The sequence below is a fragment of the Saccharopolyspora endophytica genome (genome assembly GCF_018070075.1).
Lineage (GTDB): Bacteria > Actinomycetota > Actinomycetes > Mycobacteriales > Pseudonocardiaceae > Saccharopolyspora > Saccharopolyspora endophytica.
Genome location: NZ_JAGPXE010000010.1, coordinates 65,897 through 83,277, shown reverse-complemented (window position 1 = coordinate 83,277; position 17,381 = coordinate 65,897). Strand labels below are relative to the sequence as shown.

The window sequence follows — 17,381 nt, the reverse complement described above, 5'->3', positions numbered from 1 at the left end:
GAAACCTCCCGCCTGGCCCACGGCCCCCGGCGGCGTGTGCCTTACCTGGTGCTCGGTGTGTTGCTGGTCGTGATCTGTGTGGCGGGGTCGGTGATCACGGTGCTGCAGGTGGGCAAACGGGAACCGGTGCTGAGCCTGGCGCATCCGGTGCAGGTCGGCCAGGTCCTGGCTCCGTCGGACCTGCGGGAGGTCACCGTGTCCGCGGATTCTGGGGCCGATCTCGTTTTGGCGAGCCAGTCCTCCAGCGTGCTGGGTCGCCCGATGGCGTATGCGCTGCCCGCGGGCACGTTTCTGACTCGTTCTGTTCTCGGGCGCCCGCAGGTGCCTGCGGCGGGACAGGCGATTGTGGCGGTGGCGGCCAAACCCGGGCAAATACCGCCGCAGCTGTCACGCGGGACCGCAGTGTCGGTGATCGTCTCTCCTGGCTCGCAGGGCAGCGGTTCGTCCTCGCAGGGCGGGGTCTCTGGTGGTCCGTGGCCGGCGGTGGTGGTCGGTGTTGAGGGTGCGGGCAGTGATCAATCGACGGTGGTGTCGCTGCAGTTGCCCGCCGCTAGTGCGCGGCAGGTCGCCTCGGTGCCACCCGGCGAATTGTCGCTGGTCGCGGTCGCGGCAGGAGGGGGTCAGTGATGTTGATCGGACTGTGCTCGGTGAAGGGCTCGCCTGGCGTGACGACCGCGGCGTTGGCGATGGCCGCGCGGTGGCCTGTCGGCGAGGCGAGCGTGCTGGAGGCCGATCCGTCTGGCGGTGATCTCAGTGCCCGGTTCTGCCTGCCGACCTCGCCGGGGTTGGTGTCGCTGGCCGCGGCAGCCCGACGCCAGACCGCGGCCGACGTGGTAGCCGACCACGTCCAGCGGTTGACCCGGGGGCTGCCGGTCGTGGTGGGCCCGGTCTCTGCCGAACAGGCACGAGCAGCACTGTCAGCTCTGGGATCGCGTGGCCGTGAGGTGTTGCAGGCTGCCGCCGGTGCACCGGACTCGACGGTGTTGGTGGATGCGGGACGGTTGGAGCCGTCCTCGCCTGCGTTGCCGCTGGTGCGCGGCGCCGATGCGCTGATGGTCATGGCGCGACCTCTCGCCGACGAGCTCTCGCATCTGGCATCGCTGCTCAAGCCGATGGCGACCTGGGCGCGCACGCCGGGGTTGGTGCTCATCGGCGAGGGCTACAGCAACCGGGACACGGAACGAGAGCTGGGTGTTCCGGTCATGGCCAGGCTCCCCCACGACCGTTCGGGCGCGTCGATGCTGTCGGGGCACCCGCGGGGCCGCACACCGGATCGCTCCGCGCTGGGGCATGCCTGTGCCCGGCTTGCCCGCACGGTGATCGACCACATCCAGGCCCACCGCACCGGTGACGCCGAGGCCGCGGTGCGGGCCACGACCAACGGGCAGGTGTTGTGATGACCAGCGCAGAGCACGACACGGTGCACGAAACCCACCCCGCCGCTTCGGCATTGCGGGCCCGGGTGCGCAGTGCGGTCTCGGAAGGTCTGGCCGAACGCATCCGGCACGACGAACAAGCCGGGCACCCCGCACCAGACCAGCAAGCCCGGCGCAGTCTGGCCGAACAACTGGCTGCTGAGGCCGCAGACGCCTACGCCCACGAAGAGCTGACCCGCCCGAGCGGGGCCGGGCTGGTTCCCGACGAGGTCGAACGCCACGTGGTCGCCTCGGTGTTGGACGAGGTATTCGGCATGGGCGGCCTGCAGCCGCTGCTGGCCAACCCTGAGGTCGAAAACATCAACGTCAACGGCGCCGATCGCGTCTTCGTGCGCTACGCCGACGGGCGACGGGCCCAGCTGCCGCCGGTCGCCGACTCCGACGAGGAACTGATCGGCCTGGTGCGCTCGCTTGCGGCACGGTCCGGAGTGGAGGAGCGCCGGTTTGACCGCGGCTCGCCCGGGGTGAACGTGGAGCTGCCGGACGGGTCGCGGATGTTCGCGGTCATGGCCGTGACCGGCAGGCCCTCGGTGTCCATCCGCCGGCACCGGTTCCAACAGGTCACCCTCGCCCAGCTCCGCTCGCTGGGCACGATCGATGCCGGGCTGGAAGCGCTGCTGGCCGCGATGGTGCGCGCCCGGTTCAACGTGCTCGTCGTCGGCGGCACCGCGATCGGGAAAACGACGATGCTAAGGGGGTTGGCCTCGGCGATTCCGCCAGCTGAGCGGCTGATCACCATCGAGGACAACTTCGAACTCGGCCTGGACCGCGACCCGGCCCACCCGGATGTGATCGCGATGCAGGCCCGCGAAGCCAACGTCGAGGGCGAAGGCGCGATCTCGCAGGCCGAGCTGGTGCGGTGGGCACTGCGCATGTCCCCGGACCGGGTCATCGTCGGCGAGGTCCGCGGCGCCGAACTCGTGCCCATGGCCAACGCGATGTCCCAAGGCAACGACGGCTCGATGGCCACCCTGCACGCCTCCACCTCCCGCGGGGCGTTCACCAAACTGGCCACCTACGCCGCCCAAAGCCCCGAACGGCTCGGGTTGGAGGCGACCAATCTGCTGGTGGCCTCCGCGTTGCATTTCGTGGTGCACCTGGCCGAAGCCCGCGACGACAAGACCCGGGTGGTCTCCTCGATCCGCGAAGTCGTCGACGCCGACGACACACAAATCATCTCCAACGAGGTCTACCGCCCCGATCCGACCGGCCGCGCGGTCCCCGGAGTGCCGCTGCGCACCGAAACGGTGGAGCGACTCGCCGAGGCCGACTTCGACGCGAGCGTGCTGGAGCGCGGCGAAGGGTGGTGGCGGCCATGACCACCTCTGCTCTATTGGCCGCGTTGTGCGGGCTCGGCATGGCCCTCGGAGCACTGCTGCTCATCGGCGGTCTCCGCGGGCACATCCCCGCCTCGACCACCACGCCGTCGCGATGGCGAGAACGCGTTCGTCACCTCCGGGATGGGGCCTCGGCGCGACGCCCGGTGATCAGCCTGGCCGCCGGCGTGCTGAGTGTCCTTGTCACGGGCTGGGTGATCGGGGGCGTGCTCACCGCCGCGGCCGTGTGGTCGCTGCCGCAGGTGCTGGGACGGGACACCGAGCAGGCCCACCGCCTCGCCCGGATCGAAGCGATCGCGGCCTGGACCGAGATGGTGCGCGACACCCTTTCTGCGGCAGCAGGTTTGGAACAAGCGATCCAAGCCACGGTCGAGACCGCGCCGGCGGCGATCCGCGACGACGTCCGCGAGCTGGCGATGCGCATTGAGCGGGGCACGCTCCCGGACGCGCTGGAGGGACTGGCTTTCGACCTGTCGGACCCCACGGGTGATCTGGTGGTCTCCGCGTTGGTGCTGGCGTGTCAGCGCCAGGCCCGCCAGCTCGCGGATCTGCTCGGTGAGCTGGCGATCGAGGCCCGCGAACAGGTGTCCATGCGGCTGCGGGTCGAAGCCGGCCGCGCGCGCACCCGCACCAGCGTGCGCGTCATCGTGGCGACCACGCTGGTGTTTGCGGCCGGTCTCGTCCTCCTCAACCGCGGTTACCTCGCCCCCTACGACGGCGTTTTCGGGCAGACCATGCTCCTGGCCGTCGGGGCGCTGTTCGCCGTGGCGTTCGCCTGGCTGGCTCGCATCGCCCGCATGCAGGAGCCCGAACGTTTCCTCACCCGCCCCACTGCTGCTGGGGCACGCACGGAGGTTCCCTCGTGATCACCACCATCGTTGTTCTGGCCGCCGGATTCGGCCTCGGTGTGTGGGCGCTGGTGGTGTGGCTGCTGCCTCCGGCGCCGTCTCTGGCCAGCGCTTTGGCAGCCAGCCGCGCACCGCAACCGCGCAGGCCCACGATCACCGACACCGAAACGGGTGGGTGGGCTGCCCGGTGGGGTCGCCCCGCGGTGCGACCCTTGGCCGCACTGGGCCTGCCCAGCGCCCGCCAGCAGCGTGATCTGCTCGTGCTCGGACGGGCACCCGAAGCGCTCTTGGCGGAAAAGGGTGTGCTCGCTGTCTTGGGTGTGCTGCTGCCCAGTCTGCTCCCACTGCTGCTGTGGGCGATCGGCGTGACCCTGCCCTGGCAGGTTCCCGCCGTGGCAGGTCTCGCCTGTGGGATCGGCGGGTTCGTCCTTCCGGACCTGGATCTGCGCCGCCATGCCCAGCGCAAGCGCACCGCGTTTCGCCATGCTCTCGGCGCGTACCTGAACCTCGTGCGGGTGTCTCTGGCAGGGGGTGCCGGGGTCGACGGCGCGCTCACCGACGCCGCCGAGATCGGCCAAGGGTGGGCCTTCGCCCGGATCCGGCGTGCGCTGACCACAGCACGCATGACCCGGGCAACGCCGTGGGAGACGTTGCGGCAGCTCGGCGAGGAGCTGGAGGTGCGCGAACTGATCGAGCTGTCGTCCTCGGTGTCACTGGCCGGGACCGAAGGCGCGAAAGTGCGCGCCTCCCTGGCGGCCAAGGCCGCTGCCATGCGCACCCACGAACTCACCGAAGCCGAAGCTGAGGCGCAAGCCGCCACCGAGCGGATGTCGCTGCCGGTGATCTGCCTGTTCGCCGGATTCTTGCTGTTCATCGCCTACCCCGCCGTGGCCACCGTGCTCGGCTCCCTGTGAATCACGAAAGGAACCGCTGATGCTGACCTACATCGCCTGCGTCATCACCACCACCCGAGCGCGCATCGCCGACATCCGCTCCGACGAGCGCGGGTATTCCACCGAAACCGTGCTGGTGACCGCCTTGCTAGTCGCCGGGGCCATCGCCGTGCTCGCGATCATCGTCGCCGCGGTCACCCGCAAGGCCAACGAGATCGGGGGCAGCATGTGATGGCCACACACCATGCCCACCCACTACGTGCTTGGATACGGCGCTGCTGCCAGGACGAACGGGGATCGGTCACCGCCGAACTCGTCCTGGCCGTCCCGGCGTTGCTGCTGCTGATCCTGCTGATCGCGCAGTTCGCGATCTGGGCGCACGCCACCCACATCGCCCAAGCCGCCGCCTCACAAGCACTGTCAGCCGCCCGTGTGCACCGAGCCAGCAGCGCCGACGGCCACGCCGAAGCCTCCACGGTGCTCGGTCAGCTCGGTGCCGGACCGCTCAAGAACCCACACGCCGCCGTGAATCGGGGACCACAACAGTCCACTGTGGAGATCACAGGGGAGGCTGCGGCGGTGGTGCCGTTACTGGACTTGCCGGTGCGGGTGCGCGCGGCCGGGCCGAGCGAACGGTTCGTCACCCCAGGAGGCAACGAATGACACCCCTACCGCTCCGCCTGCAACGCGACGAACGAGGTTCGGTGGCCACCGAACTCACCCTGCTGGTGCCCGTCTTGATCGTCCTGCTGCTGTTCGTGGTCTTCTGCGGGCGCCTGGCCGACTCGCGGCTGCGCGTCAACGACGCCGCGCACCAAGCCGTCCGCGCGGCCACGTTGGCCCGCAGCACCAGCCAAGCCAACCGTGACGCGCACGCCACCGCTCAGGCCGCACTCAGTCAGGCCGGACTGCGCTGCCAGCACCTCGGTGTCTCCGCCCGGCTCGCCGGCATGCAGCCCGGCAGCACGGTCACCGTGACCCTGACGTGCACTATCGGGCTCTCCGACCTGGCGATGCTGGGGGTTCCGGGAACCACCACGGCGACCTCCACCGCCTCCTCGGTCGTGGACCAGTGGCGCGGAACCGATCCCGGCGGCGGTGCCTGATGCGCACGCGGTGGCGAGCCCTCGCCGGTGACGAGCACGGCCGGGTCACGGCATTCGTCGTCGTCATCACCACCGCCTGTCTGCTGTTCGCCGGTCTCGTGCTCGACGGCGGACTCGCCCTGGCTGCCAAAACTCAGGCGATCGGCCACGCCCAACAAGCCGCCCGCGCTGGAGCGCAGGAGTTGGATCTCGCCGCCTACCGCGCCGGCGGCCAGCCTCAACTCGAACCAGGGAAGGCGCAGACAGCGGCTCGCCGCTATCTCGGCGCCGTGGGCGCCACGGGCACCGTGACCGCCGATGCCACCACCGTGCGCGTGCACGTCGATGCCCAGCAACGCACCCAAATCCTCGGCCTGATCGGGCTAGGCGAGATCCCCGTGTCCGCCGAGGGCCAAGCCCGACCCGATCAAGGAACAGCGGGAGGCGCCGGATGAGGATGCTCGTCTGCCTCGCTGCGCGACTGCTGCGGGTTGTCGGCGCGCTGGCCGCATGCGCGGCACTGGTGGCGCTGCTGGCCGGTGTGCCCTGGGGGCTGGTGACGTTCCTCGGCTGGCCCCTCCCCGACCATCTACCGACCAGTGGCGAGATCGAATCCGTCCTGCTCAACCCGCTGTCGGTCACCCTGCTCCTGGACGTGCTGGCCTGTATCGCCTGGCCAGTCTGGCTGGTGTTCGCCGTCGACGTAGCACGCTGCATCCCGGACGCGGTCCGCGGTGTTCGACCGCCCGCGATCGGCCCAGTCCACGCCGTGGCCGGTCTGCTGGTCGCCACTGCCGTACTCGGACTGCTCCCACGGTCCCCGGTTGCCGCCGAACCCGCGACAGCGACGCCAGTGCAGCCCACCGCAGCCGTCACCATCCTCGACCCCACGACCACGGCTGTGTCTGCCGTCGACTCCCCCATCCCGACACATCTTGTGCAGCAGACGAATTCAGCGAGTGCACGGAGCATCGTGAGGGTGCAGTCCCCGCACGACGGGGTCTACGACAGTCTCTGGCGCATCGCCGAACGCGAACTCGGTGACGGCCACCGCTGGACCGAACTGTTCGCCCGCAACCAAGGCCGCCCACAACCCGACGGCGCCACGCTCACCGACCCGCACCTCATCCGCCCGGGCTGGATCCTGCACCTGCCCGAGACAGCTGAGGACAACACCCCACTTCCCCGGCCTACTCCGCCAGCACAACCGCCAGCGATTCCCACCCCGACCGCGCCGGCACCTCCACCAGCGGAAGAAGCGCCGGGCCGACCGGGCACCACGGAGGGCGCCGTGGCTCCCGCCTCGTCGACCGCGGTCATGCTCGGCAGCGGCGGCGTGGTCGCCTCAACGCTGGCCGCCGCGGTCTCCCTGGGACTGCTCACGCGACGACGCCGACGGATGCGCTCCTACAAGCCCGGCAGCGGCGACCGCACCCCCATGCCTGCTCCCGCACCAGCGGTGCACGCATTGCGCCTGGTCCACGACCACGCCCAACTCGGCGACGAGGCACCCGATCCTGACTCCATCACGCTCCCCACCCGCAATCCCGACATCGACCTCTCCTCCGTCGAGGCCGATTCGACTCACTCCGTGACGGACGTGGATGTGGGTGTGGGCATCCGCGAGGGCCGCGCCTACGCGCTCGATCTTGCCGCACTCCACGGGCTCGGGCTCACCGGCGCGGGCGCCGCGGCCACCGCCCGGTCCCTGCTCGTGCATCTGCTGGCCACCACCAGCGCGACCCTGCTGATCCCCGACCACGACGCCCGGGCACTACTGGGCGACGAGGCACCCGAATCACCCCGGCTGCACACCACTACCGATCTGGACGAGGCCGTCACCGCCCTCGCCGACGGCGATACCACCCGCAACACTGATCTCCCGGGCACCGAGCTCACGAGGGTGCTCGTCTCTAGCATCGACCGGCCCCACCCACGCCTCGAAGCCGTGCTCGATACAGGGTCCTCCAGCGGCGCCGCCGGGATCCTGCTCGGCCACTGGCCTGCCGGCGCGACCGTGCGCGTCCGCGCCGACGGAGTCGTCACCGCCACCAGCCCTGCGGTGGCCGAACTTCGAGGTGCGCAGCTGTTCCATCTCGGGGCAACCGACACCCGCGATCTCCTCGACCTGCTCATCGACACCACGCACGGTCCGCGCCCGGGCTACCCCGCCGCCGCTGACGAGGCCGAGCTGACCGGTGACGACCACCTCGACGAAAGCGAGCGCGACGCCGAACCTCGCGTCACCGACACCCACGAGGCACAACCCGAGTTCGATGCTGACGCAACCATCCCTGTACTGCAGCATCAGGAGAAGGCTCCGCCGTCCACTACACCCATCGACGAGCCGGAGGATGCCGGCCAACCTGATGCCAACCAGCTCGCCGACACCGAGCCGGCTCCCGAACCACCGAAACGTCTTTTGAACCTGGCCGTTTTTGGCCCGCTCACTCTCACCTGGCACAGCCCAGAGACACCCGCCCGGAATCTCACGGCAGAGCTCGCGCCCAAACACAAAGCACTGATCACCTTCCTCGCGCTGCACCCCCACGGCGCCACACGGGCCTCCGTGCGCGAAGCGCTCTGGCCCGAAGCCCGGGGACGACGCCCCTACAACGCCTTCTACGCCGCGCTCTCCCAGATCCGCAAAGCCCTCGCCGAGGCCACCGACAATCACGCCGCCGACCTCGTCGTCCAACACGACGAACACGTTGCCCTCAACACCGAGCTCGTCGAGGTCGACTACTGGCAGCTCAACCAGGCCGAGCACGACCGACACATCGCCAGCACCGACGAGCAGCGCTTCGCCGCCTGGTCCCGCATCGTCGCGCTCTACACCGGCGAGATTGCCGACGGCATGTCAGCACTCTGGCTCGACGGCCCCCGGGAAGCCGCCCACCGCACCGTCCTCGACGCACTCGCCGGCATGGCCGCCCACTACCGCGGCCACGACTCCCACAAGCAACTCCAACTGCTCGAACACGCCAGGCTGCTCAACCCAGAGAACGAAGACATCTACCGCGACATCATGCGAGTGCAAGCCGAACTCGGCCTCACCGACGCCATCAGCCGCACCCTCCACCTGCTCAACACCACCCTCGCCGAGATCGGCGAACGACCCGACCCCAGCACCCTCGCACTTGCGCGCACTCTCCAAGCGCGACAACACCGAAAAGCCAGTTGAATCGTACGCCGCCGTTGAGGCGCAGATCGCTCGAAGCTTGAATCTCGGAATTCTCCTGGATCATCTTCGGGATCCAAACCCCAATTCTTCCGTGCAGATGCAGCGAGGATCAATAAGAAAACCCTTCGTCAACCGGCCGGTATCATCGCCTGATATGATATCTGCGTTCCAGGCAGCGGCTATCCGCCGACACATTCTCAGTCAGGAACGAGAAGGCCCTTCCACCTGGAGGGGCCTTCGTTATGCTGCGCATGACGAGTTCCGCAAACCTTCATGGCACGGTTGATCACTCCGCTCCTTGTTGGATCGCAAATGGCGCGGCGCGGCAGTGACTCACGCCTGACTTCCCCACCTCCGCGAGCGATCAAGTCGCGCACCCAGCTTTCGGTTGCCACGAGCACTCTTGGATGCCACGCCCACTCATGCACCTGTTCATACGCTCGCTCATGCACCCACTCATCTGCCCGATAAACGAGAAACCCGCTCGCGCCATGTTTTTCCTAGCCAGAGCGCCGCTGCCCCTTCCTGAAACCGCCCAGCCTCGGCACCCCACGGGAACCTGTTGACGACTGGGAAGGCACGAAAAGAATGAGAAGCGTGAACTATTCACTAGTAGCGGCACTGATTCATGAGTTCCAATCATGAACGACCCCCTATTTTGACAGCCACCTCTTCTGCAAATCGTGGAACGCACCCGCAGGCTGACAAGACTCGGAAACTGCCCTCATCCCCCATGCGAACTGTCCTCATTTCGCCAACCACTCTTTGCGGCGAACCGCGAATTCCGAATTCGGCCAATATTTCCCCAAAGAATCCATCCGAAACTGTTGCAGCACTGGCAGAGCCGGCGTTACGGTAGATTCACCGGAACACAGAAAGAGTTCCGGATAGGAAGAAGTAATCGCGGGTAGGGATTCGCACCCCGTTTGCCCGCAACCGCAATCTGTGGAAGGCATGATTATGACGAGTGTGTCTGTCGAGGCGTGGTCGCACGGTGACGGGTATTTGACCGTCGATACGCAAGAGTGGATCAATGACCGCGGCGAGTACGCCGATGACCTCACCGATGACTTGCGCGGGTGGATGGAGACCAACGGCCACGCGCACCCGCACGATGACGTCATCACCGCATGGATCAGCGCGCGCACGGGCGAGACTCCGACCGGCCTGCACGGAGACGGCCAGTTGTGGGCCCACACCCTGGTCAACTTCTCTGATCACCTGCTTGATGATCTCGGGTTCGTAGTGTTGTCGGCCGTTGAGTTCGGCGACCTGATGATCATTGTGAGTGATCATGGCGGGCGCTACGTCGCGCCGACGGTTTATCGCTCCACTGTGGATGCTTTGGAAGAGTGGGCGGACTACTCGAACGCCGAGGGCGAATGCGCCAACGGGCACCGGTGGTGCACGCACAACACCGTGGATTTGCACGCCTGGGACGGCGCCGACATACGCACGTACCGCGTGCCTGACCTGGTCCGCGTGCCCTTCGACGACCGCACTCGCGGCTATGTCGCGTGCCCGTCCTGCGGCAAGGCTGTGCGGTTCATCTGCCGATTCTGAGCCCGTGCGGCCGGCCCACGCCGCATCTCCCGCGCGTGCTGCGGCCGGCTGCGCATCCTCCTCTCTTCTTTCACTCCGTTCTTTCAGCTTCTGCGAGGTGTGCTGTGTTCGTGCTGTCCGCCAACGGCGAAATGATCTCCACCGACCACGACGACACCGATTCCTCGGTGATCACGTTCGAAAACGCCGACGACACCGAATGGCGGTGCCAAGCATGCGGCGAGCCCCTAACCGAGGAAACCGACGGCTATACCGACGAGTCCGGCTCGCTGATCTGCGACGCCTACGACCCGTACGAAGACCCCGAGATTGACGATGCGGAATCCGCGCCGGACTTCCGCGAAGGTCCGCACCGACCGCAGCGGGTGGCCCTGTCTTGGGCCAACGGCGCCACGATCCACACCGATCCGGGCGAAGACTCGATCACCGTCACGATCAGCGTCGGCGACCCACGCGGCGCATTCGCCTTCACGGTGCGCCGCGTCCCGGATGACGCAATGGACAACGGCGGCCGGTTGATCATGCACACCCCGTACCCGGGTGAGCCCCTGCCGCACGTCGAGCTCACGACCGCCCACACCGGAACTTACTGGGTCAGCTGACCTTCCCGGGGCGCCCGCCCATCGACGGCGGGCACCCCGCTTCCCCAAGAACGAGGAGGAACCGAGACATGCACACCCATCGCCACCAAACGACATCGGCAAATACACCCACGAACGCGCCCGGTAGCTGCCGGTCCGCCACGCAGGACCACGCGAGTGAACACGCCATGCCTGACGACTGGTGGACAGCCGGCGGCTACGACACCGAGGACGGGCGCATTGAGTACGACTGGAACCAGCGGTATTGGCGCGCAGTCCTTCCGGACAGTTCCAGCGTCGTATTTCCCACTGAAGCACAAGCGGTCGCCTACCTGAAAGAACACGGGCCGATCGTCGTCCGCAGCTTTCTCCGCTACCGCTCTTAGCCGGATGTTGGTCGCCCCAACGCGACCAGCAGTGATCACCGGCTTCCGAACGCGCTTACCGCCGCCTGCTGATGCCTGTTCATGCACCACAGCGGTACCCAAGGCGTCCAGTCAACCGCACCTCGTTATTGCAATAGCAAATGCTCTGCGCAGCCTTCGACTCAGGACGACTCTGATCACTGTCGACAACAACACAGCGTGAGCACGCACGGAGGTTGTCCGCTGAGCTCTGTGGGCTACTCTGGCCATGCCCTCCTTCCGAGGAGGGCAGCCCTTTCACAGGGTTTGCGGTAGGCCGGCGGACCGTGCGAACACCCTTCGGGTGGGTCCGCCGGCCCCATACGTTCTGGGCCTCCGAGCCGCTCGCGCCGCGCACCGGACGCCATTTGTGCGCCCACGCAACTCGGTCTCTCGCTTCGTCTCTCCTCTCGCGTTTTCTATCTGGAGCCCAGCCATGCAAACGCACTGTGAACACCCGTATCGAGCCGTGATCTCCATGGCCGGAGCGGTTCGTCAGAGTTCCGACGACGCCACGGAGTAGCAACTACGGCGCCTTGCCGCCGACCTGGCGCGTGCGGTCTTCGACCTTGACGCGCGAATTTGTGCCGCTTGACGCGTCCGAGCGCCTGGCGTCCAACTTCCGAATACCCCCGACACGTCGGGCTAAACGAGCCCGTACCGCGACCCCCAAGGCCCTCTCGGTGCCGAGGAACCCTTGATCAATGCCAGATCTCCAAAATCCAAATCTCACCCCTTCCGCAGTCCCTGCCGAGGACGAGCACGCCTCGTTACATCAGAAGGGAATTCCCGTGACACGAAACACCAATAGGCAAGGCAATCACCCGGACCCCGACCGACATGCCGCCGACATCGCTCAGTCGGTCGAGGTGGCATGGAACAAATCCAACCACTCCGGTCGACGTGACGTCGCCCTTTCGGTCGTGTCTGCGCTAGCCCTCCTCAACCAGCGCGACGCCAATACGGCCGATCTCGCCGAACAGCTGCGCGCGCAGAGTGCCGAGGAAGTCGCTAGAACTCTGCGGGAGATCTACACCGCTGTCATCAACTCTCGCCCGGACCTAACTCATCTCGTCTTCCCCCTCATGCAGTGGGTTTTCAATGATCCCGAGCCTGCTTTGAAGCGCGCCGCGAAGCAGGTTGCCGACGCCGCGCTACACGCGAGGCAGCTGGATCTCACTGGCACCGAACGTCGTTACGACACAGATCTACTCGGCGTGGTACTCACGCTGCTCAAGTCCGACAGCGCAGGCAAGGCGAACGCGCAGATCTACACCCCGATGCCTCTCGCGGACATGATGGCGCGCATGACACCACCGGAGGAGCATTCTTCGGTGTGTGACCCTGCCGTAGGCACCGGCGGGCTGCTCCGCGCTTCCGCGCAGGCAATGCGGGAGCTCGACCGTGATCCCGCGACAGTGGCCTGGTACGGCGCCGACGTTGATGAGTTGGCGATCGCCGCGTGCGCAGTCAACAGCCTAATCTGGGGACTTGGCCCGCACATCGTCCTGTGCGTCGCCAACACGCTCTCAGAAGGAGACTGGGCACGCCGGGCCGAGGCTCAACGGGCCGAGGTCCTACAGATCTCCGAACAGGTCCGCCGCGACAAGCTAATGATCCACGCGGTTCGTACCGCTCAACAACTCACCGAACTCCCGATCGACGAGTCCCAAGTCCACGAGTAGTACGTGCTTGCCTACTCGGAGCTCTCGGTGGCCACGAGCTAGGGCCCTGCCACCGCAGACCAACGAGGACTTGGGTGCTCGGTACAACGATGAGGATCCAAGACTCCACGCTGGGGCGACCTACGAAGCCCATCCTTGTCAGGATCGTTCGCTACCCTACTCGCCACGGAGGAATCCCAAATAATCCAGCGCGGAGCGAGATCCATACATGACCAGGAGACCCGACCAACATGTAATTGGCGAGCAAGCCGCAGCCGCCGTGCGACTAATTTGGAACGAACAGGGTGCCTCTGTCGACGAGATTTGTAAGGACTACGGCGAGGACCTTCTCGTCAAGACCTGCATCCGCGGACGCGTGGACCCCCGGCCGATCTGGGTTCAAGTTAAGGGCACAAAACGGAACTGCATAGACGAGAGCCAGAAGCTCCCTAGCGTAAAGATCACACTGCGCCAGCTGATTCGATGGTCCCGCTTTGACGACATGGTCATCGTTGTACTCTGGGACGTCGCAAACAAGACTGGCTGGTACGCTATTCCAGGCGATATGGACCTCAACCCAACCGAACTCCAACAATATGGCAAGAAAAACATCTACCTCGACTTCTCGCGCGACCAACAGTTCAATGCCGAGACGGCAGATGAGCTTGCTTGGACGGCAAGACTTCATGCCGCTGGAAAGTTGATCGACTCACGGAGACATGGACTCTCACCGGATGAAGCATCCATAAAAGCGGAGAAGCAACTGCAAGATGAACTTGTCTTGCAGATTTTCGATATCATGCATGACCTGGGCTTCGTGGACGTCGACGACGCAGGCATCGCCCATTTCGATAACGAATTTCGGAAAAAACTACAGCACCGCATGACTCGAAAGGCTAGCCAAGAATCAGGCATTACGCCTGGCGCCGCATTGGACACTGGAATCCTCGTAACAATCCTTCAGCACAGTCCGACGCCAAACTCCACAATGATTCCGCTCAATGTGCTCTACTATATAGCCTTCTTGATCAAGTCGATGACATTTAAAGATCTACCCGACGCCTGGGACGGTTTCTTGACATCTGATATCAACGACCTACGCGATCACCTTTCACAAGCACCTGCTGATCCGTAAGCGCCGGGGCATCACTGCAGAAGCGTGCTCGATTCGAGACCTGACTATCAACACCGTTGTCGGCGTGTGCGATCCATACCCGGCATGAAGCGAGAGATCACCCTGTGGCCACTCCCGGCGAAGTGTATATCCTTCACAACTGCGAGAAGAAAGGTTCGCCAGTCAAGATCGGATGGACCAGCGGGAGCGCCGAGGATCGCGCAGCAAAACTCAGCGGCACCAGTGTCACCGAACCCTTCATAGTCTTGTACTCGACGCGCGTACCGGATGCTCGCCGCGTCGAGCGCCGCCTGCACGCCAGGTTCGCCGAGTACCGAATCGGTAGAAAAGAATTCTTTCGCGTATCACCCAAGCATGCCATCCAAGCCTTACTGGAGGAATCCGGCATCGTTCCGGTCGAACCCGAACGAACCCCGGAGATTTTCGACCTGACCGCCGCCGTCACCAAGCAGTACGGTTCACTCCTCAAGCACGATCTAACCCGTGCAGAACTTCACCACGATGGCACGTCGACCACTCTGGTGTGCACCTTCGGTCGAGACGACCGCGACAAGGTGATCTCGCGCCGAGACGTAGACTTTCTCGCCACCGAGAACGAAGAGCCCCTGTTTACTGCGACACGAAATTCCTGGGAAGCTGGCCGGACCTTCCTTGCCCTTCGGCCACTCGACATCGCTGAATTCACGACTCTGTTGTCAGAAGATGGCGGATGGCTGATCGGCGACCTGCACTACCGCGCAGGGCTCGATGACAACACAATCAGAACGGAACTCAACGAGACATTCCACCGGATCTCAGACGCCAATACTGGTGACGTCGAGGCAGACCTGCGCGTTCGTCATCAGATCCCGGCGACGCATCTCGACCTAGTCCGAGTTGTTGAACACGGCGACCGATTTCTTCTAACCCTCACCGAAGCAGGCGACTTCTACGGAATCTATGATGTTCGAGTTTCGGAAGACGAAGATCCTGAGCGGGCCCACTCCAAGCCTAGATCCCACGCCGTCCTGACGAGCGAGCCGATCGAAAATATCGACGGCTTCGAGTCCGTCGACATCGGCTACAGGGAAACCGACCGGTGGGGTCCAGCACACAGTGGGCCGCGCATCACTGTTGCCGCGAAAATCGCCCAAGGAATCCCCTTCGAGCAAGAATTCTTCTTTCTCCCGTGAGTCTTTCGGCAGCAGTCAGCCGCACAGCCCCGCCCGTGAGTGCTTGCGGTAGAACGCGACCGGGTCGGTTGTCCGGCCATTGATGTCGATCTGGAAGTGTAGGTGCGGTCCGGTGGATTCGCCCCGGTTGCCGACCTCAGCGATCTGCTGACCCGTGTGAACCTCCTGGCCTGCTTGGACGAGGTTCCGGCTGTTGTGCCCGTAGGTGGTGATCACGTCGTTAGCGTGCTGGATGCGGATCCAGAGCCCGTAGCCCGTGGCTGGTCCGGAGTCGATGACGGTGCCGTTTGCCGCGGCGACGATCGCGGTCCCGATGGGTGCGGCAATGTCCTGCCCTCGGTGGTACTGGCCGTTGCGAGGGCCGAAGCCCGAAGTGCAGGTGCCTTGAGCAGGAACGGTCCAGGCTCCGGTCGGTGAGCCCGTGCAGGCGGCGCCATGGACAGCCCCGGCGAGCTGGCGTGCCGCGAGCTCGTGTCGTCCGTAGGCATGGGGGAATCCGGATCGTTGGACCAATTGTGCAGCGTCGTTGACACTCATCTGCTCCCAGCCGGGCACCGCCAACAGATGCCGGTAGAACTGTGTCGTGCTGTAGGTCGGGTTCCTGATCTGTTCCGCGCTGCCCCAGCCTTGTGATGGGCGTTGTTGGAACAGTCCGAGACTGTCGCGGTCGCCGTAGTCGAGGTTGCGCAGCCCGGATTCCTGGATCGCGGTGGCCAGAGCGACAACCCAGCCTTGCTCCGGGACGCTCATTTGCTTTCCGACGGCGACTATCGTGGCGGCGTTGCTGATCTGCTCAGGCCCGTAGCCAGTCGCGCCACCAGGCCCAGAGCCGGTCGGAGTGCACGTCAGCGAGCCGCCGTTCCCGCCAGCGAACAGCGAGGCGATGGAGCCAGCCGCGGCGGCGATCACAACCACCAAGAAGGACAGGAAAATTCCGGCGGCAATGCCCATTTTTGCGAGCATGTTGAACGCATCACCTCTTCGGGTTCCAGGTCAGCTCGCTGTGGTGCCAGGGCGGCATCGGCGCTGGTGGACTCAAGCGCGGAACAGGGCTGGGACCGGTGTCGTTGGCGTCTGTGGAGCTGGTCGGTGCTTCCAGGTGGGGCCAGGCTGAGAGCAGGCTGATCAGCCGGTGGCGGCCGGCGTCGGTGTGGTTCAAGGGAAGCCACACCTCGTGGGCCGGGCTGCCCGCTGCGCAGAGGTGTTCGGCGGTAGTGGTGGCGATCGGTAACTCATTCCGCCGGTGATCAGTGCGCAGGTGCTCGGCGAGGTGTCGTCGCGCGTTCACCTCCCGGGCTGCGGTGGCAAAGACCGCGAGCAATGGGGTGACGATGTGGGTCGTGGTGGCGAGGCTGGTGTAGCCGGGCAGTTTTGCGACGAACCGGCTGAGTTGGTAGCTGCCGGTGTCCCATTCGAGGAACCATTCGATCTCCCGGTCGGCCTCGTGCCAGCGGCCGTAGCCGTCGGGGCGGACGTGGTCTCCGAAGTGCCGGCCACAGCGGGCTTCGGACCACCACTCGGTCACGGCCTGGTCCTGGGTGGTGTCGGCGAGGGCGTCGGATAGCAGGGCGGTGAAGAAGCTGTTGACGCCCATGAGGTGGGCCAGCCGCAAGCTATAGGCGATGCCGACTGAGCGTTCGGGGCGGAACTTCAGGTCCTTGGGGTCGATGCCGTCTTCGTGGGCCAGTAGGTGGGCGCCGGTGGTGTCGAGGACGTAGTACATGGGGGCTCGCCCGCGGCCGATGTAGGGCTGGAAGCGATCCAGGACCCGCCAGGTGTAGAGCTTGTGCAAGCGGTGGTTGGCCGCACGGCGAGATCGACCGAAGGCGATTGCCGCGATCTGTGGGGAGGTCAGCACCCGGTGCTCGGCCAGGACCCGGGCCAGCCAGCGGTCGCGGGCGGTGAGGTGTGCTGCGACTTGGGCTTGATGCTCGGCGGAGGCTGCGAAGCGCAGGCTCGGCCGATTCGGCATCGGGGCGCGCAGGTCGCGTTGCTGATGATGTGCGAACACGATCGTTCCTCCTCTGGTATGCCCCGGGCACAAGGAAGGGCGGTCCTCCGAGATGGGAGGACCGCCCT

At 65.7% G+C, this 17,381-nt stretch carries 18 protein-coding genes; 16 read left to right on the top strand and 2 right to left on the bottom strand.

Features of this window, described 5'->3' with window-relative positions; genetic code table 11:
- Nucleotides 1-57: 57 nt before the first annotated feature.
- The 16 genes from KBO27_RS22320 to KBO27_RS22245 all read left to right on the top strand — a co-directional run bounded on the left by KBO27_RS22320 (nt 58) and on the right by KBO27_RS22245 (nt 15,302).
- Nucleotides 58-627 carry a hypothetical protein gene (locus KBO27_RS22320; protein WP_307870550.1) on the top strand — a complete coding sequence of 190 codons (570 nt, stop codon included), beginning with the start codon at nt 58-60 and terminating at the stop codon, nt 625-627.
- Entirely contained in the window at nt 627-1,397 is a 771-nt protein-coding gene (locus tag KBO27_RS22315) for a chromosome partitioning protein (RefSeq protein ID WP_210971835.1), read from the top strand. The genes KBO27_RS22320 and KBO27_RS22315 overlap by 1 nt, the downstream gene beginning before the upstream one ends.
- Nucleotides 1,397-2,755 (top strand): TadA family conjugal transfer-associated ATPase, encoded by a 1,359-nt coding sequence (locus KBO27_RS22310; RefSeq protein WP_246537798.1) that lies wholly within the window; start codon nt 1,397-1,399, stop codon nt 2,753-2,755. Before KBO27_RS22315 ends, KBO27_RS22310 begins: the two co-directional genes overlap by 1 nt.
- Nucleotides 2,752-3,639, top strand: a complete 888-nt coding sequence (locus tag KBO27_RS22305) for a type II secretion system F family protein (RefSeq protein ID WP_210971834.1) — start codon at nt 2,752-2,754, stop codon at nt 3,637-3,639. The genes KBO27_RS22310 and KBO27_RS22305 overlap by 4 nt, the downstream gene beginning before the upstream one ends.
- Nucleotides 3,636-4,535 carry a type II secretion system F family protein gene (locus KBO27_RS22300; protein ID WP_307870549.1) on the top strand — a complete coding sequence of 300 codons (900 nt, stop codon included), beginning with the start codon at nt 3,636-3,638 and terminating at the stop codon, nt 4,533-4,535. The genes KBO27_RS22305 and KBO27_RS22300 overlap by 4 nt, the downstream gene beginning before the upstream one ends.
- 19 nt (nt 4,536-4,554) lie before the next feature.
- The gene (locus tag KBO27_RS22295) at nt 4,555-4,746 is read left to right on the top strand and encodes a hypothetical protein (RefSeq protein ID WP_210971833.1); all 192 of its coding nucleotides are present in this window, start codon (nt 4,555-4,557) and stop codon (nt 4,744-4,746) included.
- Entirely contained in the window at nt 4,746-5,177 is a 432-nt protein-coding gene (locus KBO27_RS22290; protein WP_210971832.1) for a TadE/TadG family type IV pilus assembly protein, read from the top strand. The genes KBO27_RS22295 and KBO27_RS22290 overlap by 1 nt, the downstream gene beginning before the upstream one ends.
- Nucleotides 5,174-5,620, top strand: a complete 447-nt coding sequence (locus KBO27_RS22285; protein WP_210971831.1) for a TadE/TadG family type IV pilus assembly protein — start codon at nt 5,174-5,176, stop codon at nt 5,618-5,620. The genes KBO27_RS22290 and KBO27_RS22285 overlap by 4 nt, the downstream gene beginning before the upstream one ends.
- A complete protein-coding gene (locus tag KBO27_RS22280) occupies nt 5,620-6,054 on the top strand; it encodes a pilus assembly protein TadG-related protein (RefSeq protein WP_210971830.1) in 435 nt (144 codons plus the stop codon). Before KBO27_RS22285 ends, KBO27_RS22280 begins: the two co-directional genes overlap by 1 nt.
- Nucleotides 6,051-8,783 (top strand): AfsR/SARP family transcriptional regulator, encoded by a 2,733-nt coding sequence (locus tag KBO27_RS22275; protein WP_210971829.1) that lies wholly within the window; start codon nt 6,051-6,053, stop codon nt 8,781-8,783. Before KBO27_RS22280 ends, KBO27_RS22275 begins: the two co-directional genes overlap by 4 nt.
- 960 nt (nt 8,784-9,743) lie before the next feature.
- Nucleotides 9,744-10,346 (top strand): hypothetical protein, encoded by a 603-nt coding sequence (locus KBO27_RS22270; protein WP_210972033.1) that lies wholly within the window; start codon nt 9,744-9,746, stop codon nt 10,344-10,346.
- Nucleotides 10,301-10,948: a hypothetical protein gene (locus KBO27_RS22265; protein WP_246537796.1), complete on the top strand. Its 648-nt coding sequence runs from the start codon at nt 10,301-10,303 to the stop codon at nt 10,946-10,948. The genes KBO27_RS22270 and KBO27_RS22265 overlap by 46 nt, the downstream gene beginning before the upstream one ends.
- A 167-nt stretch (nt 10,949-11,115) precedes the next feature.
- Nucleotides 11,116-11,313, top strand: coding sequence for a hypothetical protein (locus KBO27_RS22260; RefSeq protein ID WP_210971828.1), 198 nt, complete (start codon nt 11,116-11,118; stop codon nt 11,311-11,313).
- An 809-nt stretch (nt 11,314-12,122) separates the two neighbouring features.
- Nucleotides 12,123-13,016, top strand: coding sequence for an N-6 DNA methylase (locus tag KBO27_RS34360; protein ID WP_210971827.1), 894 nt, complete (start codon nt 12,123-12,125; stop codon nt 13,014-13,016).
- 208 nt (nt 13,017-13,224) lie between these two features.
- A complete protein-coding gene (locus KBO27_RS22250; protein WP_210971826.1) occupies nt 13,225-14,130 on the top strand; it encodes a DUF4365 domain-containing protein in 906 nt (301 codons plus the stop codon).
- Between the two features lie 104 nt (nt 14,131-14,234).
- The gene (locus KBO27_RS22245) at nt 14,235-15,302 is read left to right on the top strand and encodes a GIY-YIG nuclease family protein (RefSeq protein ID WP_210971825.1); all 1,068 of its coding nucleotides are present in this window, start codon (nt 14,235-14,237) and stop codon (nt 15,300-15,302) included.
- A 15-nt stretch (nt 15,303-15,317) separates the two neighbouring features.
- On the opposite strand, the gene KBO27_RS22240 is transcribed toward KBO27_RS22245, so the two are convergent.
- Nucleotides 15,318-16,265 (bottom strand): M23 family metallopeptidase, encoded by a 948-nt coding sequence (locus KBO27_RS22240; RefSeq protein ID WP_210971824.1) that lies wholly within the window; start codon nt 16,263-16,265, stop codon nt 15,318-15,320.
- A gap of 10 nt (nt 16,266-16,275) precedes the next feature.
- Entirely contained in the window at nt 16,276-17,313 is a 1,038-nt protein-coding gene (locus KBO27_RS22235) for a replication-relaxation family protein (RefSeq protein WP_307870548.1), read from the bottom strand.
- Nucleotides 17,314-17,381 lie beyond the last annotated feature (68 nt).